Annotated in this window: 21 protein-coding genes; 11 read left to right on the top strand and 10 right to left on the bottom strand. The window is 60.8% G+C overall.

The window, feature by feature from the left end; genetic code table 11:
• Nucleotides 1-52 precede the first annotated feature (52 nt).
• Nucleotides 53-625, top strand: a complete 573-nt coding sequence (locus tag SA339_00105; protein MDW5561599.1) for a GMP synthase subunit A — start codon at nt 53-55, stop codon at nt 623-625.
• On the top strand, nt 613-828 hold the full coding sequence (locus SA339_00100) for a hypothetical protein (GenBank protein MDW5561598.1): 216 nt from the start codon (nt 613-615) through the stop codon (nt 826-828). The genes SA339_00105 and SA339_00100 overlap by 13 nt, the downstream gene beginning before the upstream one ends.
• Here SA339_00100 and SA339_00095 read toward each other — a convergent pair.
• Entirely contained in the window at nt 812-1,210 is a 399-nt protein-coding gene (locus SA339_00095) for a DUF131 domain-containing protein (protein ID MDW5561597.1), read from the bottom strand. The genes SA339_00100 and SA339_00095 overlap by 17 nt on opposite strands.
• A gap of 38 nt (nt 1,211-1,248) precedes the next feature.
• On the bottom strand, nt 1,249-3,522 hold the full coding sequence (locus SA339_00090; GenBank protein ID MDW5561596.1) for a hypothetical protein: 2,274 nt from the start codon (nt 3,520-3,522) through the stop codon (nt 1,249-1,251).
• Nucleotides 3,523-3,696: 174 nt separating this feature from the next.
• Here SA339_00090 and SA339_00085 point away from each other — a divergent pair, with 174 nt between their 5' ends.
• A complete protein-coding gene (locus tag SA339_00085; GenBank protein MDW5561595.1) occupies nt 3,697-4,620 on the top strand; it encodes a hypothetical protein in 924 nt (307 codons plus the stop codon).
• Here the strand turns inward: SA339_00085 and SA339_00080 are convergent.
• On the bottom strand, nt 4,595-5,068 hold the full coding sequence (locus SA339_00080) for a Mut7-C RNAse domain-containing protein (GenBank protein ID MDW5561594.1): 474 nt from the start codon (nt 5,066-5,068) through the stop codon (nt 4,595-4,597). The two genes, SA339_00085 and SA339_00080, sit on opposite strands and share 26 nt — an antisense overlap.
• Nucleotides 5,055-5,693 (bottom strand): 2,5-diamino-6-(ribosylamino)-4(3H)-pyrimidinone 5'-phosphate reductase, encoded by a 639-nt coding sequence (locus tag SA339_00075; protein ID MDW5561593.1) that lies wholly within the window; start codon nt 5,691-5,693, stop codon nt 5,055-5,057. Before SA339_00075 ends, SA339_00080 begins: the two co-directional genes overlap by 14 nt.
• Nucleotides 5,694-5,768: 75 nt before the next feature.
• On the opposite strand from SA339_00075, the gene SA339_00070 reads away from it, so the two are divergent.
• Entirely contained in the window at nt 5,769-6,536 is a 768-nt protein-coding gene (locus SA339_00070) for a PAC2 family protein (GenBank protein ID MDW5561592.1), read from the top strand.
• Here SA339_00070 and rtcA read toward each other — a convergent pair.
• Together rtcA and SA339_00060 are read right to left on the bottom strand one after the other, a co-directional pair.
• Nucleotides 6,511-7,545 carry an RNA 3'-terminal phosphate cyclase gene (gene rtcA / locus SA339_00065; GenBank protein ID MDW5561591.1) on the bottom strand — a complete coding sequence of 345 codons (1,035 nt, stop codon included), beginning with the start codon at nt 7,543-7,545 and terminating at the stop codon, nt 6,511-6,513. The two genes, SA339_00070 and rtcA, sit on opposite strands and share 26 nt — an antisense overlap.
• Nucleotides 7,535-10,249, bottom strand: a complete 2,715-nt coding sequence (locus SA339_00060; protein MDW5561590.1) for an HAD-IC family P-type ATPase — start codon at nt 10,247-10,249, stop codon at nt 7,535-7,537. Before SA339_00060 ends, rtcA begins: the two co-directional genes overlap by 11 nt.
• Nucleotides 10,250-10,455: 206 nt before the next feature.
• Between SA339_00060 and SA339_00055 the strand changes: the two genes are divergently transcribed.
• Nucleotides 10,456-12,231 (top strand): cation:proton antiporter, encoded by a 1,776-nt coding sequence (locus tag SA339_00055; GenBank protein MDW5561589.1) that lies wholly within the window; start codon nt 10,456-10,458, stop codon nt 12,229-12,231.
• A 5-nt stretch (nt 12,232-12,236) separates the two neighbouring features.
• Here SA339_00055 and SA339_00050 read toward each other — a convergent pair whose 3' ends face one another.
• Entirely contained in the window at nt 12,237-12,614 is a 378-nt protein-coding gene (locus tag SA339_00050; GenBank protein ID MDW5561588.1) for a VOC family protein, read from the bottom strand.
• A gap of 174 nt (nt 12,615-12,788) precedes the next feature.
• On the opposite strand from SA339_00050, the gene SA339_00045 reads away from it, so the two are divergent.
• Together SA339_00045 and SA339_00040 are read left to right on the top strand one after the other, a co-directional pair.
• A complete protein-coding gene (locus tag SA339_00045) occupies nt 12,789-12,953 on the top strand; it encodes a hypothetical protein (protein MDW5561587.1) in 165 nt (54 codons plus the stop codon).
• 129 nt (nt 12,954-13,082) lie between these two features.
• A complete protein-coding gene (locus SA339_00040; protein ID MDW5561586.1) occupies nt 13,083-13,235 on the top strand; it encodes a hypothetical protein in 153 nt (50 codons plus the stop codon).
• Nucleotides 13,236-13,476: 241 nt separating this feature from the next.
• Here the strand turns inward: SA339_00040 and SA339_00035 are convergent, their stop codons facing one another.
• Both SA339_00035 and SA339_00030 read right to left on the bottom strand, forming a co-directional pair.
• The gene (locus tag SA339_00035) at nt 13,477-14,685 is read right to left on the bottom strand and encodes a hypothetical protein (protein ID MDW5561585.1); all 1,209 of its coding nucleotides are present in this window, start codon (nt 14,683-14,685) and stop codon (nt 13,477-13,479) included.
• Between the two features lie 132 nt (nt 14,686-14,817).
• Entirely contained in the window at nt 14,818-15,276 is a 459-nt protein-coding gene (locus SA339_00030) for a hypothetical protein (protein ID MDW5561584.1), read from the bottom strand.
• Between the two features lie 257 nt (nt 15,277-15,533).
• Between SA339_00030 and SA339_00025 the strand changes: the two genes are divergently transcribed.
• A complete protein-coding gene (locus SA339_00025) occupies nt 15,534-16,502 on the top strand; it encodes a cation diffusion facilitator family transporter (GenBank protein MDW5561583.1) in 969 nt (322 codons plus the stop codon).
• A gap of 16 nt (nt 16,503-16,518) precedes the next feature.
• Here the strand turns inward: SA339_00025 and SA339_00020 are convergent, their stop codons facing one another.
• On the bottom strand, nt 16,519-17,460 hold the full coding sequence (locus tag SA339_00020) for a DUF3784 domain-containing protein (GenBank protein MDW5561582.1): 942 nt from the start codon (nt 17,458-17,460) through the stop codon (nt 16,519-16,521).
• A gap of 173 nt (nt 17,461-17,633) precedes the next feature.
• Here SA339_00020 and SA339_00015 point away from each other — a divergent pair, with 173 nt between their 5' ends.
• The 3 genes from SA339_00015 to SA339_00005 all read left to right on the top strand — a co-directional run.
• Nucleotides 17,634-17,819, top strand: coding sequence for a hypothetical protein (locus SA339_00015; GenBank protein MDW5561581.1), 186 nt, complete (start codon nt 17,634-17,636; stop codon nt 17,817-17,819).
• Nucleotides 17,820-17,955: 136 nt separating this feature from the next.
• Nucleotides 17,956-18,660 carry a DUF169 domain-containing protein gene (locus SA339_00010; protein MDW5561580.1) on the top strand — a complete coding sequence of 235 codons (705 nt, stop codon included), beginning with the start codon at nt 17,956-17,958 and terminating at the stop codon, nt 18,658-18,660.
• A 62-nt stretch (nt 18,661-18,722) separates the two neighbouring features.
• Nucleotides 18,723-18,945 (top strand): hypothetical protein (locus tag SA339_00005; GenBank protein MDW5561579.1); only part of this gene is annotated, 223 nt, incomplete at its 3' end.

Here is an 18,945-nt window from a genome sequence, read left to right as displayed (position 1 = left end):
CGTCCAAGGCGAATGACAGCTTTTATCTAACCGCGCGCGTTCACAACCATGTATGCGCGTCTACGTTGTGGACAACGGTGGCCAGTGGACCCACCGTGAGTGGCGGGTGCTGAAGTACCTGGACGTGGAGACGAAGATCATACCGAACAACACGCCCTTCGATCAGCTGGACGTCGACGGCCTGGTTCTCTCCGGCGGCTCGCCGCACGTAGCCGATGAGAACGAGCGGATGGGGCGCAACGGCGAGTACCTCGACCGCGCCGACTTCCCCATCCTCGGGATCTGCGCCGGGTTCCACTTCATGACCAACCACTTCGGCGGCAGGACCGCCCCGGCCGGGAAGCCGGAGTTCGGCAAGGCCACCCTGGTGGTCGACCAGGAGGATGATATCTTCCGATCGCTGCCCCGGGAGTTCGTGGTGTGGCAGAGCCACAACGATGAGGTGAAGAAGGTCCCGGACAACTTTGAGGTTCTCGCGCACACCATTGACTGCCCGGTGGAGGCGATCAAGGTCAAGGGGAAGCCGTTCTACGGCCTCCAGTTCCACCCCGAGGTGGAGAACACCGAGCATGGCTCGGACATCTTCCAAAACTTCCTGAGGGTGGTCGAGGAGTGGCACCGCTAACCCCCGAGGACCTTTCGCTGCTCAGGGAAGCTCTGGAGATCAAGCTGCGTAAGGAGGAGGTCGAGCACGCCCTCGGCCGGTTGCTGAGGAACAAGGGCCTCGACTTCGAACGCTATGTGCTGATCACCTCCGAGGTCCGGGGGTCCCGCCATAAGGACGAGAGCACCGAAGCCTGTGCCCGGCGGCTCATCTCAGGGAAATGAATAGGAACAGGAGAAGGACAATGATGGAGAGGGCCGCGAGCAGCGCGAGAACCCCCCGTCCCTCGAGCATCCCCGGAGAACCGAAAACGATGGGAATCGGCCCGATGAGGACGACACCGCCCCACTCTCTCTTGCCCGTCGCCGACGTTATTCCGGCGTCCCGGCCCCCAGGCCTGCCAAACAGGGAAAGGGACAACAGCACCATGCCCGCGAACACCGCGAGGGCGGCGAAGGCCACCAGCGGACCTGTGCCGTAGAGGACAGGAACGATGAGCACCAGGGCCACGGAGACCTGCCCGGCGGCTGCTGCCCAGGCTAGCACAACAATGCCCAACAGCACCAGCGCTGCGCCAGAGAGCTGCATCGCGCGAAAACGGTCCATGAATCTACCAGCCCCATTCCGTGATTTGTCCCTGTCGGTCACTCCACGCGAATTATCAACGGCGTGGTGGGCGTCAGGTTCAATGCCGTGCTCTCCCCTTCCTCGAAGGTTACCGTGATCCTGGCCCCCCCGGTCCAGATGCCGGAGACATACAGCGTGCCGTTCCTGACGTCGTAGCCCGAGTCCATGATCCTGGCTCCGTCCAGGTCCTTCAGGGTGTGATCGCTGAGCCTCACGCTCCGCTCGTTGGTGGTCACCACGACGTCCTTGAGCTTCTTGCCGCCCACGTCGATGCCGATGGTGATCGGTACCTTCCAGTACCCAGCGGCGGTGGGGTCGGCAGTGCTCACGTTGTAGGTCCAGGTGGTGGCGTCCGAGCGGGTTGGATCGAGGGCGATGTCTGTGGACCATCGGCCGTAGATATAGCTGGCGACCTCTCCGTCGGTGGCCTTCCAATTCTCCCGTGAGTAGTTGGTCTTGGGATCGTCGATCCAGTGCAGCAGCTCAGGCAAGGCGATCACCTTGTTTGGGTGTCCGTACACCCGGAGCACTCCGTGGCTCTCCGCCACGCTGTTGACCAGCCCGAAGCTCTGGCTCCAGCTCTGTTCCCCGTCCCAGCTGAGAAGGCGGGCGGCGTCCATGAGGTCGATCGGCTGGTAGGAGTACCACCCCGCCCCGGTGCCGTCGTACCCCCCGGGGTCGTACCATGAGCCCACCTGGGTATGGTTGCCCGGGGCACCTCCACCCTTGTCCGAGGACCGCCCGTCGATGCGGATGCCCGCCTCGTAAAGTGCGTACATCGTCTGGTAGGTGGCCTTATTGCCGGGGTTGGCCATGGAGATATAGGTGTCGCCCTTGCCTCCGTTGGCGGGCGCGTCCCACCGACTGGCATAGTCGTAGGTCTGCTTGAGGAACGTCATCCCGGCGTTGGCCTTGCTCACCCCGTCGGCCCAGAACCGGGTGCCCCCTCCTTCCCAATCGTGGGGGGCGTGGAGGGCTATCTCCAGATAAGGGTAAGTGAGCGTCTGCCGGGACGATCCGCCCGAGTTCATCACGTAGGCGGTCATGGGGTGGTTGTAGCCTTTGTAGATCGCTATGGCGCTGTCCGGCCCCCCGCAGTCATCGACCCCGAACACGCTGACCCAGTCCCAGCCGTTCCACCATTCGCTGACTAAGGCGTTCCGGGCCGAGCTGGTCATGGTCAAGGCCATGGTGTCATTCACCACCACTCCGTCCATGACCACGGTGTAGCCAACGCTCCGCCCCCACTGCACGCTCATCCGCAGATCTGCCTCGTACCTTCCGGTGGTCTCGTTGAAGGTGGCGACCTTTCCACCGATGGTGACCGTGGCATGGGGATACGGAGCGCCGGTGACGAGGACGCCGGTGGGAACACCGGCACCCTCGCTGGCATACTCGTAGAGGGGGCCAGCCAGGGGATAGGAGGCGGTGGCTCCCCGGCAGGCCAGGTCATCGACGAACCAGCCTCCACTATGAGTGTCCACCACCCAAGGAACGGCGGGGTCGGGGCTCTGGTGGGTCAGGACGGTGGAGGTGGTGCTCAGCACAAGCTGGGCCGCTCCTCCCCAGCTCGACGGGATCTGCACCACCCCCCGGCCGACCATCACCCCCGAGGTGTGCATAACGGTGACCACGCAGCGCTGGTCGCCCATGCTCTGGAACGATACCAGATAACGTTCCGGTTCGTAGCCCTCGGCCGGGCCCTTGACCGTGGCCGAGGGCAGGATGACATCGTTGAGGTTGGTGACCTCACCCGTTCCCGCGTCCCTGAGGCGGACATAGTTATCGCCCGGCGTGCCATAGGAAAGGTCCACCGACGCCAGGGCGTTGCCCTGCCGGTCGATGAGCGTGGCGGTGAGGCCGATCTGCTGCCTCCCATATGTCGCGTCGATGGCATCGCCGGCCTGTGGGGCGTAGCACTCGAAGGAGATATTCCACCCCGCTCCCTGGATCGAAGGGGTATAGCGCAGGAGGACGGCGCCGCTGGTGTTGCCCCTCACCATGCACCACACCTCGCCGCCGAGCACCACGCTCTCGGTGGTGTCGGTCTGATGGAAGGACACCTGGTGGTAGTAGCTGAGCGTACCATTCTGCGCCCCGCTGAAAGTCTCCACGTTTCCCCACCGGTCCTCCTCCCGCACCTCTCCGGCGGAGATGGAGGTGAGGTCGACCCATGCCCTAGCGGCCTGGTGGTCCCGGACCACCGGTTCCTCGCTCTTCCCTTGGTTCAGGGATAGCACCGCGACCGTCCCGGAGATCACCAGTATGATGACGATAACCATGGCTGCCATCATCCTGCGGTCCATAAAAATTCTCCCTTCGGCTAGCTATCTGGTCTAAATAATTAAAAGGTCCTATGTGCAAAATTGGGAGCAGGAACAGCCGCCTGGGTTATTTGTAACATCCCTCCCGGAAACGTATTTATGACCCCATCATGATTCCGCCCAGGGTGCACGTTTACGACCTTGGCCAAGCTGGTCGCCGAGATAATGCAGGCCCGTGACTTCGAGGTGACCGAGCGGCAGGACCACATGTTGGCCAGAAAGGACGGGCTGGAAATCGTGTTCTTTCTCATGCCCTCGATCGACCGTCCCGCCGCCGATGCCTTCCTCTCCAGGTTCAAGAGCCACCCAGGCAAGAAAGTCATCGCCACCCTGGAAACGATGCCCCCGGCGTTCCTCGACAGCCTCGACCGATCGGTGACGGTATGGGACCGCAGCGCCCTGGAGCACGAGATCGGGCGGACCCGCATCGAGCGGGTCATGGGAGATAAGGACCACGGGCTGGTCGACGAGCTGGTGGCCGAGGACTACCCCCGGCTGGTATCCCCCGAGCTGCTGGAGGACGTCAAGGACGCGTCGGTGGGCGAGCGCATCGTCCGACCAGTGGTGGGGACGGAGGACATAAGGGAACTGTCGCGTAAAACCGTCTCCGGGTTCCGTTACCGGCTGGAACTGGTGCCTCACTATGTCTATGGCTATATCTGCCCGTTGTACATGGGCGACGAGAAGGTGGGGGTGGAAAGGGGGACCCTGTCGGTCAACGGCCTCACCCACAAGGTGGAGTCGTGGAACGAGCGGACCGAGGTGGTGTATGCGCTGGAGATGACCCACCGCACCCTCGAGCCTGCCATCGCCACCGAGGACGCCCGGCGGATGGCCAAGAGGGAGCTAGTAAGGGTGAACTCCTACGACAAGGAGAGCATCCGCGAGGAGAATCACGTCACCATCACCGAGAAGCGCCGGGTCACCCCTAGGGAAGAGGACATCGCGCTGGAAGACCGAGGCGTGTTCTACATCCCCATCTGGTGCGTGGAGGGCGTGCATGGGATCATCATCGTCAATGCTTCCTCGGGGAAGATAGTCAGCGAGGACTACTACCGGCTGTGAGGACGCGGCCGATCCTCCTCTTGATATCGTCCCAGTGCGTCCCTTTCCAGTATATCTGCCCGCACCTAGGGCAAAGGTAGAACTCTTTCCTGAAGGCCAGGACCCGCTCTGGCACCTTCTCGGCCACCTCTTGGGGGTCCGCCAGCACGAGCCTCCCGTTGCAGACCGTGCACCTGGTCATGGATCGTTCGTTGCTCAGAGCGAATGTCCTGACCACCTGCTCCAGCTGATCGTCGAGGTCATCGCCGGTGATCAGCAGGCCCGTGTTCCCGGCGCGCTCCGCCAGCTGGCGGTCCCGTGTGAGGATGATCCGGTCCTCCGCTCTGGCCAGCTCCAGCACCTCCCGGTCGAGAAGATCCCGGACGTACTCGGTATCATAGCCCAGCATCCTCAGCCACCGCGCCAGTGTACCCAGCATCTCATCGGCCAGGAACCTAGGGGCGGGCATCGAGGACCTCGTAGGTGAGCAGGACGCCGTCGCCCATCCGCTCGCACCCCGCCAGCCTCAGGCGCACCCCTCCCTCCTCCGCCAACCCCTCGCCGTCGGCCGGGGTGGGCGAGGTACGTCCACCCACGACCATGCTGCCCACGAACACCATGTAGCGGTCGACCAGACCCTCCCTGAAGAACGAGAAAATGGTCTCCCCGCCGCCCTCGACCATAAGCGACCTTATCCCTCTGGCGTGGAGGATGGTGAGCAGGAGGCGGAGGTCGATGCGGTCCCCGCCGACACGCAGCGCTTCGGCTCCCACCCATGTCCTCGGGCACCCTTCGGAGGTGACGATGACGGTGCGCGCCCGGTCGTCGAGCACCCGGGCGGAGTCGGGGGTCCGTCCGCGGGGGTCGAGGACCACCCTGAGGGGATTGCGCTCCTTGGGCAGGCCCTTCACCGTCAAGTGGGGGTCGTCAGCGAGGACCGTACCCACGCCGACCAGGATGGCATCGGACGCCGCTCGAAGCTCCCTTACTCTCTGGAGATCCTCCGGCGAGGAGATACGCAGCTGCTTGCGGGACCTTCCGGCGATCTTTCCGTCGGCGGTCATGGCGCAGTTCACCGTCACCGTGGGTCTCATATGGCCCCAAATCCAGCCCCCGACATTAAATCCTTCCCACATCTCTTATTAGCCGGGCGTTGGAATCGAAACACCATGAGCTACATCAAGATCATCGAGATCGAGGAGATGAACCTCCGCGGCGCCTACGTCCTGGACGGTTTCCCGTCGATCGGGCTGGTCGGCTCCATTGTCGCCAACTACGTGGTCAGCTCGCTGGGGTTGCGGCAGATCGCGGTGGTGGATTCCGACACCTTCCCGGCGGTGTCCATGATCAAGAACGGGATACCCAACAGCCCGGTGCGGCTGTACGCCGGCAACGTCGGCGAGGACGGCGACCGGCTGGTCGTCTTCGTGTCCGAGTTCCAGCCTCCACCGCACATCATCAAGGATTTGGGAAAAACGATCATGGACTGGGTCGAGGACCACAAGTGTCGGATGATCATCTCCCCCGAGGGCATCAGCACCAAGCAGAGCGGACGGACCCCCAACACCGATGGCAACGGCCGGGTGCTAGGCATCGCCTCCACGCCTGAAGCGAGGGAGATGCTGAAGAGTAACGAGGTGGATATCTTCGAGGGAGGGGTCATCGTTGGATTGTCCGGCGTACTGCTCAATGAGGGCGTCAACCGTATCTTCGACGTCGTCACCATCCTTTCCGAGGCCAGCAGTGAGTTCCCCGACGCCCGGGCCGCCGCGGCGGTCACCAGGGCTATCAACCGCATGGTGCTTAAGGACTCCCTGGACATCGGCCCGCTGGTCAAGGAGGCCGAGGTCATCGAGGGCAACCTCAAGGACATGTACGAGAAGGCGGGCAAGGAGGATGAGCTCCGGAAGGTCACCCTTCCCGGCATGTATGGTTAGGGAAGACCTCGACCATCGCTCCCTCGCCGCCCTCGGTCACCTTGAATCGGACGGGCAGGAACTGGCGCAGGAGCCACATCTGGGTGTTGAGATGCTCGGTGACCTCTAGAACCCTGAACGCCGACGGCCCGCTGGCCAGGGCCAAGTACGGCAGCAGCTGGTCCGCGGCGTGCACGTCCAACGTCCCGGGCCCCTCCATCTCCCGGCGGAGAGTGCAGCCGGCCTCCTCGCCCACCGTTTCGGCGGGCACCCCCTTCTTGCCCAACCCGTCCGCGCCGAGAACGGTGTTATGGTATCGGGCGTAGAGCGCCGTCCCAGCCCCGGTGGAGTGGCCGGAGGTGCGATGCGCCCGCAGTCTCAGCTCGTGATCCACCAGCACCTGGCGGACGGCGTCCTCCATGCGGTGGGCGACGTGATCGGGCAGGTTCTGGGCGAAGCATTCGCCTCCCACCTCCTCCAGCTTGCCGCGCTCGCGCAGCGACAGAGGCCTCAAGCCAGGGCAGGGGGCCATTGACGTTCTCACCACGCCGCCCCCCTGGGGGTAGAAGCCTCGGGCCACCAGCTCCAGCTGGACATCGTAACCCATCCTTCCCAGGAGAGGGACGAGGACGTGCGAGTAGAAGTCGACGGGCGGGGACATCTGAACATTGGTGCCCCCGCGGACCTCCAGCTCAGTCGTCGTCGGAGCGTGCAAAGAGGCCAGAAGACACGCCTGCAGGACCAGGGTGATGCTCCCCGCCGTACCCACGTCCAGCTGGTAGGCGCCGCCGAGGACCTTGCCGGGGCGGAAGGCGATCGAGGTCGAGCCGACGTAGGCACCCTCGACGTCCCCGTCGCACAGCGTGGCTACGCCCATGACCGCAGTAAGGTGCTGGGCGGCCAATCCAGGCTTGCCCCTCTTGGCCCGGATATTGGTCATGGTGACCTCCCTACCGGTCAGCGCCGACAGCGCCACCGCGCAGCGCAGTATCTGCCCGCCCCCCTCGCCGAACGAACCGTCAATCTCCATCGTCCCTCAGCTCACAGCTCTCCTCCCTACCTCTGAGCCTCCTGAATATCTTTTTGATGGCCTCGTCGACCGCCAAGCCGAGGAGGGCCAGGGGGATGATGTACAGCCACTCCGCTCCCAGGGGGACGGTACGGAATGCGACCCCCAGGGGCGGCAGGTACACCGCCGCCAGCAGTAGAGCGAAGGAAAGAAGGACAGCATACAGCAGGGGGGTATTGCCCCGCAGCCCGGTTACCAGGATCGAGCGCTCCGAGCGGAAGGAGAACACCAGGAACAGCTGGGTGAGGACCAGTGTGCAGAGCACCACCGTCCGGGCCTGGGAGACGTTGTCGTCCATGACCATGCTCAGCTGGAACGCCGCCAGGCCGCTCGCTGCCATCGCCGCGCTCAGAATCACGATGCGGTAGACCGTAAGCCTGGTCACCGGCCCCTCCCGTGGGTCGCGAGGGCACCGCCGCATGACTCCCGGGTTTGTCCTCTCCAGTCCCAGGGCCAGGGCCGGGAAGCTGTCCGTGACCAGGTTCACCCATAGGATCTGGATGGGCAGCAGGAAAGGCAGCAGGTCCGTTTCCGTGAACAGCACCGTGGCGGCGAGGATGAGGGCGATCTCTCCCCCGTTGCAGGACAGCAGGAAGGCCACGAACCTCCGTATGTTGTCGTAGATGCTCCTCCCTTCTTCCACCGCCCCGGCGATGGAGGCGAAGTTATCATCGGTCAGCACGAGGTCCGCCGCCTCCTTGGCCACGTCCGTGCCGGTGATGCCCATGGCCACTCCGATGTCCGCTCGCTGCAGGGCGGGGGCATCGTTCACCCCGTCGCCCGTCATCGCCACCACCTCGCCGTTGGATTGCAGCGCCTCCACGATGCCGACCTTATGCTCCGGAGTGACCCTGGCGAACACGCTCGCCTCCTTGACCCGGGAGGCCAGCTCCTCCTTGCTCATATCGCTCATCTCCCGGCCGGAGATGGCCGGGGTGACGCCATCCCCGATCCCCATCTGTCGGGCGATGGCCTCGGCGGTGCGCTCGTGGTCCCCGGTGATCATGATGACCCTGATGCCGGCGGAACGGCACTGGCCGATCGCCTCGATGGCGTCGGGGCGAGGCGAATCGATCATCCCCACCAGGCCGAGGAAGGTCGTCCCCTCCGACGGAACCCCGTCCCCAATATCCGCGCTCATGGAGAGGGCGAGAACGCGCAGCGCACGGCTGGCCATGGCCCGGTCCTTGCGCATCACCATGTCGCGCATCTCCTCGTCCAAGGGAACGGTCCAACCATCGACCATGGCCGTTCCGCACAGCGGCAGCACGCTCTCTGCCGCTCCCTTGGTGAACGCGTAGCGCTTCCCCTCGCGCAGATGGACGGTGGTCATCCGCTTGCTCACCGGATCGAAGGGCAGCTCGTCCACCCGCGGGAACTCGGCCTTCAGGGCCTCGGTGTCCTCGCCTGCCTTCAGGGCGAGGACCAGCAGGGTGCCCTCGGTGGTGTCCCCGGCAACCGACCAGGCGCCGTCGTGCACCAGCCGGGCGTCGTTGCACAGCGCCCCCGCTCTCACCAGCCAGGCAAGCTCACCGCCGACGCTCGCCCTCCTTCCCCGGTGGCGCAGTTCTCCGCTCGGCCCATAGCCCTGGCCAGTGACCTCGACGGTGCAGTCTACCAATGCGACCTCGGTAACGCTCATCTCCCCCGTGGTCAGCGTGCCAGTCTTGTCGGTGCAGATGACCGTAGCACTACCTAGGCTTTCCACCGAGGGCAGCGATCGCACTACCGCGTTCCTCCTGGCCATGCGCGCGAGGCCCAGCGCCAGGCATACGGTCACCACCGCTGGGAGCCCCTCCGGGATCGCCGCCACGGCCAGGGACACCGCTGTCAGGAACATCTCCAGCACCTCGACCGATCTCAGCAGCCCGATGAGGAAGACGACGACGGCGATGGCCAGGACGGCGATGCCAAGCTGAACGCTGAGCCGGGCGAGTTTCCTCTGCAGGGGGGTCTGCTCGCTCCTTCCCCCCACCAACCCGGCGATCTTACCCAGCTCGGTGTCCATGCCCGTGGCCACCACCACCGCCTGTCCGTGGCCCCGACCCACCACCGTGCCCGAGAAGACCATTGTGGATCGGTCCCCCACCGGAGCGTCCTCGGGCACTCTATCGCCGGCGTTCTTGCTCACCGGGGTGGATTCTCCAGTTAGCGACGACTCCATGGCGTCCAGGTTCACCGCCTCCAGCAGCCGGGCGTCCGCCGAGACCCGGTCTCCGGTCGCCAGTACGATGACGTCGCCGGGGACCAGGGAAGGTGACGGCACTTCGCTCTCCAATCCATTCCGGACGACCGTGGCCTGGGGGGATGCCAGCTCCCTCAGCGCCCGCAGCGTCTGCTCAGCCCTGTACTCCTGGTAGAACCCCAGGGCGGCGTTGATGAGCACGATGACCATTATCACCGCAGCATCGATCAGCTCATCCTCTCTGCGGTCGACAAACCACACCCCGAGGGAGACGATCGCTGCCACCAACAGGATGCCGACCAGGGGATCGACGAACTGTCGTACAAGGATCGTGAGGGGGGATGGCCCTTCCTTCCCTCTAAGCTCGTTGCGCCCGTACCTCTGCAGCCTGGCTTCCGCCTCCTCCGAGGTGAGGCCCGAGGAGGACGTCGACAGCTCGTCCATCACCTGTCCGGGGTCGCAGGAGTGCCAGCTGCTCATCGCACTTCACAATGGGATGAAAGCTAATGTGTTTTTTCCCACACTCCGACCTCACTGAGCAAGGTTAATGTATAACACCCCCTGATACCGCGCGCAGGGATGCACTGGGCCTTTGGGTTCAGAAGGGAGGATAGCGTAGCCTCGCTGCCCACGGGGCAGGGAGGCCCGGGACCTTCCCTCGAACCAGGGTTCGAAGGGGAACCACGGTGACCGAAAGCAACATCATGTTGGAAGTGGGCGTCATAATGTTCGTCGCCTTCCTAGGCGCCGCCCTGGCCAGTCGGACCAAACAGAGCGTGGTCCTCGGCTACATCCTTGCTGGCATCCTCATTGGCCCCTTCATGCGCATTGACATTCTGGGCTTCCAGTATCACGGGGTCATTGCCGACTCCGAGCTGATCACGCTCATCTCCGACCTGGGCATCGTCCTGCTGATGTTCTTCGTGGGGTTGGAGTTCTCCATCTCCAAGCTCAGGAAGGTGGAGCGCCCGGCGATCATACTCTCGCTTGTCAACATCGGGGTCAATCTGTTCACCGGCATCCTGCTGGGCACAGCACTGGGGTGGCCCCTACTGGACACCGTGTTCCTGTCCGCGGTCATAGCCATGAGCTGTGCGGCGGTGGCAATGAAGTCGATCATCGAGCTGGGCCGCCTCAACGCGCCGGAGACGGACTTCCTGCTGGGGGTGATGGTGGTGGAAGACTTCATCTCCGCGGTGTTCCTGGCGGCGATAGGGGGGCTGATGGTCAAGACCTCCGCCGATACCTCGATGACCAGCTTCCTCGTGGGGGCAGCTATCTTCGTGGCGTTCTTCGCCGTCCTCGCCCTGGTGGTCATCCCCCGCACCGTGCGGTACCTGGTCCGGATGAAGAATGACGAGATGTTCGTCATCTTCGCCCTGGGCGTGGTGTGTATGGCCGCCGCGGTGGCCGAGGTCCTGGGCATCCCGGCGATGATCGGGGCCTTCTTTATCGGCATGACCTTCGCCGAGACGAAGATCACCGAGCGCATGGAGGAGAAGATGGCTCCCTTCCGCGACGCTTTCGTGGCGGTGTTCTTCATGGCTTTCGGCATGATGATCGATCCCTCCCTGTTCCCAGCCGTCATCGGCATCGTGGCCGTAGCGGTCGTCCTCGTGTTCGTCGATGACGTGCTCATCACCGCGGTGGTCTCGTACTTCATGGGATACTCCTCGAGGCAAAGCATGGCGGTGTCCACATCACTGTGTGCCCGGGGCGCTGAGTCGGTGATGTACGCGAGCGTGGCCAAGCATTCCGTGGCCACCACCAAGGGTGCCGAGCTATACCCTCTGGCCGGGGCCTTCACCTTCATCATGAGCGCCCTGTGCCCCTTCCTGATGCGTCGCAGCAACCACCTCGCCGACGGCCTGGCGCGGAGGATGCCCCACTTCATCAAGTACTCCGCCTCGCTGGTGGCGAGGACCCTTAGCAAGATCATCATGCCGGGCAGCGGATTCCGCGTCTACCGCGGCTCCCGACTGCTGCTGATGACCGGGGTGTTCTATCTGGGAGCCATCCTGGCGCTTATCGCCACCTCGGGAAGGATCCACTATATCGCCTTCGGAGTGTGCATTCTGGCGGCGGTATTGATGTGGTTCGTCCTCCAGACGGTGCTGACCCCGGTGGTCAGGCAGACCAGCTACAGCAACCTAGGGGCGGAATCGGGCAACCACTCTTACATCAGCCGGTACGTCGCCTCCCTGGTGCTTGTGACCCTGCTTACGTCAGCCTGTGTGGCCTTTATCTTCACCATGTTCTGGCCCGCGGTCCTCGTGGTCCTGGCGGCCTATGTCATGTGGTTCATCCTGTTCATGAAGATCGCTCATGACCGCACCAGTGGCGGATCAAGATACCTCGTCCGGCCTCGCAGCACGGTCGGCTACGGGGTCACCCCCCCGCCCCGGACGGAGACGCACGATCAGCCCCGATTCAACCACCGCCAGCGGTGGAAGGGCCTTTGATCCCGTCACATCTCCGGGCGGATGATGCCCAGGGCATTCCCCTCGGGGTCGGCGATGACCGCGACATCCCCCACGTGAGGTATGTGCATCTTGGGGGACCTCACGCTTCCTCCGTTGCTCACCGCCCGGTCGATGAACTCGTCCACCGAATCCACCGAGATGTAGTTCAAAGGGACCTGGGTCCTCTCCTTACGCTGGTAGATGCCGCCGTTGACCCCCGGCTCCTTCAGCATGCCACGTTCGTCGGTGGGGACGGTTTGGATGGTGGTATACTCCATTTCCGGCACCTCGGTGAACTTCCAGCCGAACACGTTCCGGTAGAAGCCTCTCATCCGGCCGAGGTCGTCCGCCGGGATCTCAAAATGTATGATTGTGTGGTTCATTCTCGTTCCCCATCCTCTTGATAGCTCAGGCTAAAAAATACTTTCGGGGTCAGATGATACTGGCGAAGGCTTGAGGGACCAAGCCGAGCGCATGATCGCATTCCTTGGCTCGGGAAAAAACGCAATAATAAAACCTCCCGAGTGCCCCCTCTGCGAGATTCCTCACGACGGCCCTTGCCACAACTCCCTCTACCCGCTTCGCCGGGAGGTGGGCTCCTGAGCGATCGCGTCTTCGAGGACTGCTGCGACTTCTGCGTCCGCGTCGACGACACCAAGAACGAGGTCGAACCCTGCGGCACGATGACCGAGCGGTGCAAGCGCAGGAGGCGGTCGACGTGAGCTCAAGGGACGGACGAACAGCCCTCGAGGTAATGGGAGGCGGTACGCCCTGAGGCGACTCTCGATCCAAACACCTTCGCCTGAAGATCGACCGAATTATTAATAACAGATGCAAGGAGGGAATGCGATATGAAGACCAAGGGAGGGTTCGCCCGCCTCACGGTGTGGATACCCAAGGAACAGTACAACCAGCTAGTCAAGAGGAAGATGATCAACGGCGTGTCGATGAGCGAATCGATAACGCAGGTCCTGAGCGAACGGACGAACGGCAGCAAGAAGTAACGCATGGTACCATGGGGGCCTGGCCCCCTTTCAAACCATCCGGTTTTTCCATAGTGCCACCGTGGATGTTACCAACATCCAGGAGCACATGGTATTTCCCGGCACGTGCTTCGGCGCTCCGGCGCTATTCTGATAGTAATGGAATGGCCCGCGCCACACAAATCTTCGCGCAGGATGATCTCGCTCCACCCAACTTCAGGTTTCATTCGAGAATGAATGGAGGGGCAATTGTCCAACCAAATCATTTGAATACACATATGGAATAAATTGAATCAGCGATATAAGCAAGGCTATGACTAGCATAACCCTCTCTTTCATTAAGGGATATGATGTCTGACGTCTGATACGGAGATGGTAAATCGAGAAAGCCATTCTCTGGACTGCAATGCTGGTACGCGTGAGCAGTCCCATCATTCATTTGTATCTTGAACTCTAAAGGCCATTCAGGCATCCTTTGAGGTATCCTTTTTCTTAAAAATGCAGGTATAGCGTTGGGGCTCTCTTCAATAGCAACAATATCATCCGCATTGACGTAATATTCATTGATATCTCTTTCATGAGTAGAATATTTACTCTGGAGTCTCTTCCCAACTATGCCTTTTTTTACTAAAACTACATTTTCGAGCATAGTTCCATCCCTGAGCGTTACCTTACACGGGTACTCTCTCTCTTTCCCTGGATCAATCCTGATAAGGTCTTTTTTTAACCGCTTATCAAGGCGTTTTGGACTTGCCCCAGAAATATGATGTTGTTTCCTTCGGATTTCATCTTGAAATGAGATTCTTGTATGTACCGACTTAGACATAGCCAGTTTATTTATCTGATTCATTCTGGTAATCCGATTAACCTTTCGCTCTCCCTCAATGTTCCTTGCCTCATGCTCTGCATATCCTTTTTCAGTAATAGTTGAAAAATTGTGCTCTGATTCAATGGATGATGGAAATACACATATTCGAATGTCTCCGAACTCGATTAATGTAGTTACAGATTCTTTCATTTCATTGAATACCCAGTTTACAGATACAATATCCGATGGATCCTGCCCCCCAGGTAACATAAGGAAATCTAACTGACCAAATTTAATATTCCAACTTTGATTATATATGTTCTCGCCATTCTTGGTTTGAAGATTGAATCTGCGGCGCTCGTAAATGGACATGCTTAAAATATCCTGGACAATCTCTCTAGGTAGCCTCCATTTTGACGGTTTTACACTTTCTATCATATGGAATTCTATGAATACATTATCCCTCCAGTATGTGCTTTTCTTCAACCAATCATAACTGCCTATCTTCTTCGCATCATCCTCGTCAATAAATAACACTCTTTCGTGGTATTCTCCATTCCGACAAATCGCTGCCGCTGGGTAATATTCAAGATCTAAGATTGGATCGAAAGATGGCTGTATATCTGCCAAATCACCTTTTTTTATTGAGGGAGGACAATCCATTCAATCTCACCTTACCGCATCACAATAAACCTATCGGGATCGAACCGTAGTGATTCATTTTATTCGCACTAGCTGGCCTCACCGGGACAGCCTGGGAAGGGGCAGCTGTCGCTGCCCCAGCGTGCTGGCGGCTCAGATCATGTTGACCTTCTTGAGCACTTCCCAGCATGCCCCGATGCCGGTGCCGCCAGTGTTGATGTCGTCCAGGTACACCGCGCCCATGATCTCCTCGAACCGCTCTCCGAGTTTATCGCTCCGCAGGTCGCTGGCCGAGCGCTTCCTGGCCTCGGGCATGACATATTCTCCGAGCCCGATGGCCTCGGCAACGCGGATGTAATTCTCCCGGCACACCCTCGCCTTCCGCTCCCCGTTGATCTGTTCCTCGCTCATCCCCAGGGAGTAGAAGTGGTTGACCACGGTGCAGCATATGACCGCTTGTCCGAGCACCGCTAGTCCGGGGTCCTTTGCCTTGTTCGTCGCCCGGGCGTCGTTCATCGTGCCGTGATGGGCTACGGCCCTCTCCATGAGTTCCGGTTCGTTGAAGGAGTAGCCTATCAGCGTTTCCAGGTCCATTTTCTTTTTGTTGGCCAAGATGGTGCCTCCGAGATGGTCCTCGATGTATTAAATTGTCAATAGAATATAAAATACAGAACGCCGTGGGCCCGCTCCGTGATAACATGCCACGCCATCCAGTGATAATCACGGCGACTGGCCGGGGATGAAGTCAAACAGCGTAATACGGGCGGAGACGGGGTATGAAGAAAGGCCGACTCTGACGGCCACCATATCAATCTTGAAATAGCCACCCAGCGTTCTGCCCCGTACCGGCAGGTTCGAGGTAAAAAACGATGGAAGCGGAAGGCGGTTCAAGGGTCGCGGTGGTGGCGGCCATACTGGGCAACCTGGTCATAGCCATTGTCAAGTTCATCGCCGCGGTTCTAAGCGGCTCGTCGGCCATGGTCTCAGAAGGCATACACTCCTTGGTCGACACGGGCAACGGAGGGTTGTTGCTTCTGGGCATGAAGCGGTCCAAGCGGCCGGCCGACGAGGACCACCCGTTCGGCCATGGCAAATCGTTGTACTTCTGGACGAACATCGTGGCCATCTCCATCTTCGGCATCGGCGGCGGGATGTCGGTCTACGAAGGCATCACCCACATCATGGACGTGACGCCTACCACCGAACTGGGCGATCCCACCGCCGCGTACATCGTGCTCGCGATCTCGATGCTCATCGAGGGCAGCTCGTTCACCATAGCCGTTAGGCAGTTCCTGCGGGCGAAGGGGGAGAAGAGCGCCTGGCAGTTCCTCAAGCATTCCAAGGACCCCAGCCTCTATACCGTTGTCCTGGAGGACTCCGCGGCGCTGCTGGGCCTGATCTTCGCGTTCCTGGGCATATTCTTTGGCCATCTGCTTCACAACCCGTACCTCGACGGGGTGGCCTCGGTGGCCATCGGTCTGCTGCTGATGTGCGTGGCCTGGTTCCTGGCCTCGAGGACCGCCGGCCTCCTACTGGGAGAGGGCGTCTCCCACGAGGAGCTGGTCGACATCCGCCGGAGGGTGGAGTCAGATCCGGCGGTAAGGCGGGCCAACGACATCCTCACCATGTACCTCGGGCCGCACGAGCTCCTGGTGAATATGGGGGTGTGCTTCGTGGAGGGCACCACCGCTGAGCAGATGCACGCGGCCATCCGCCGCATCGAGGCCGACCTGCGGAGCGCTTACCCGGTCGGGAACCGCGTGTACATCGAGGCCGAGTCGCTGTCGCCCTCCGCCGCGAGCGGAGCGTGTGCTTCCGGACCGAGCGGTCACCAGTGAGAACGCCGGCCGGGCCTCATAGCTTGGTCAGCAGTTCACCGTACAACCGCTCCGTCTCCTCCGCGGTTTGCAGGTTGAATGCCAGCACGCCTCCGGAGCGGTGGACGACGATGCAGGCGTCGACGCCGTTGTATCTAGCGAGCACGTAGTGTCCGAACTCCTCGTTCTCGAAGCTTCCGCTGTTCACCTGGGTTCCACCGAAGCCATTCACCCGCCGCCCGTCATCGAAACCATGGCGCAGCTCCACCGAGGTGATGCTGTGATATCCAACATTCTCGTTGACCATGGGGGCGCTGACATGGAGAGAATCGGCGTCCAGGGACGCGGCCACGCTCCCCGAGCCGATGAAGAAGAACGCTGCGACCAAGACGATGGCGATGACGGCGAGGACAGCGATCATGAGCCGCCGGTTCCGTTTCCGGTCGGCCGCGGTTATCAAAGCGCTCGGAGGACGGGCTCCGTCCCTGAGGAACCGCTTCCCGGTGTTCATGTACACGACGCTGGCGGACAGGATGGTCAGGCTTACGATTAGCAGTATCCAGAAGGGGATGGCGGCATCAAAGAGCACGAGGGCTTCCAGCCCCATGAGGAGTATGAACATGAAGATGGTCAACACCATACCCACGAACCTGGCCAGCGCGGCCGAGTCGTAGCTGTCCTGTACCGCCTTGGGAGAGGTGTTGAAGCCCGCGATGAGCATCGCCCCCCTTCCCGTCGCCCACATGTACACCGACATGACGATCAGCGGTAGCATCGCGGTGAGGAGCAGGGCCTGAGCGATCAGCTCCGTGGCCTCCATCACGTCGGCGAACACGATGATGGCCAAGGTCAAAGGGACGGTGAGAGCGACGAACAGGGCGATCAGCAGAAGCTTGGTGCTGCGGTCCACGACGGTGAAGAGGTCTACGGGTTCATTTTCTCTTGGGTCAGGCAAGTAGTCGAGGAGAACCTTTTGCATCGACTTCCCAGGAACGGCTGTGGGAGCAAGCGATGTGAGTGTCGGGGTCCGAGGAACACTCCAATGGCGATGAACCGTCTTTTATTGATAGCCGGTTGACCCACCCGCTAAGTCCGAAGATGATTAACGAAAGGGATAACTCCCGTTAAGCCGTTCCCCAATGGGGTTCGTGCATGGAAGAATCCGAAAGATCAATGGTGCGCTGCCTGTGGCATGCAGCCGACGGTCGCTGCTCGAACTGCAAGGCGAGACGCATACGCAACGATGTCCTGAAGATCAAGGACTACCATCTATGCGAGGGCGAGAGCTTCTACCCGGACTGCGAGTTCTACGTGGCCAAGCCAAAATTGAAGAGATGAGGAACGACCCATATCAAATTTCACCGGTAGTCCGGTAAGTTCCATGGAGATTAGATATGGAGCTTCCAATTCCAATAGTAATCAATAATCGACGAAAGGAATAAGATTCATTCCGTCCATGGATTCATGGGAATCTATGACCGAGTGCGAGGAGCAATCAAGGAAACTCGTTGAGGCCTTGGGATTAAGGAACGAACCGGTGGCCATTACTCTAATCAAGAAGGGGCAATCGCTTCCTGAGGGATATGTGGCGCCGGACAAGCCGATACGGCACTGCCAGGCCATCATGAGGGCTCGGAAGGGTGAACTCTTGGTCGTGCAAGGGGATAAACAAGCATGCCCGGTAGGCGCCTCATCATTGGGGATCGTGCCGGTACCGGAGAAAGTGGTCTCGGGGGAGTTCCACTACAACATGGGCATGTACGAAAGTCAGGAGGCTGCTAGATCGACTATTGCTCAGCGACCGTCCCTGGAAGCAGGGAGCATTGAAGCCACCGCTGTCGCTCCGCTCAGCAAGGCCAAGCTCAAGCCCGATGTGGTCATCGTTTCCGGGATGCCCGAGCAGGTTTTCTGGCTGATCCCAGCGGCGAGCACGTTCTCCATGGGTGGACGGGTCACTGTGAACATGGCTGCGGTCCAGGCTGCCTGCGCCGACTCTACTGTCGTTCCTTACGTAGAGGGCCACGTCAATATCTCGCTTGGATGCTTCGGCTGCCGTAAGACCACCGATATCGGACCCGAGGAGATGCTCGTTGGCATCCCTGGAAGCAAGATGAAGGAGATAGTTGCCGCGGTGGAGAGGATGAAGGAAGGTCCGATACCAAAGTCGAGGGCAAAGTAACGCCGACGCGAAGGGCCATCCACCTAACCTCTCGGCCCTCCGTTTTCTTAAAGGTGACTCTGATGCAAGATGAGACCAGTCAAAAGAAGCAATGGGATAACACCTACACCAAGGCTCAGGATTTCTTTGGCAAGGAACCGAGCGAGCTAGCCGTTAGTGCACTGCCGACACTGAGATCTCATGATGTCAAGACGGTCCTGGAACTAGGTTGCGGGCAAGGAAGGGACACCTGGTACTTCGCCAGGAACGGGATGACGATCACTGCGCTCGATTATTCAGATTCGG

The sequence above is a fragment of the Methanomassiliicoccus sp. genome, from assembly GCA_033485155.1.
In the GTDB taxonomy this organism is placed as follows: Archaea; Thermoplasmatota; Thermoplasmata; order Methanomassiliicoccales; family Methanomassiliicoccaceae; genus UBA6.
The sequence above is the reverse complement of the archived record's forward strand: the minus strand, read 5'-3'. Positions and strand labels throughout refer to the sequence as shown.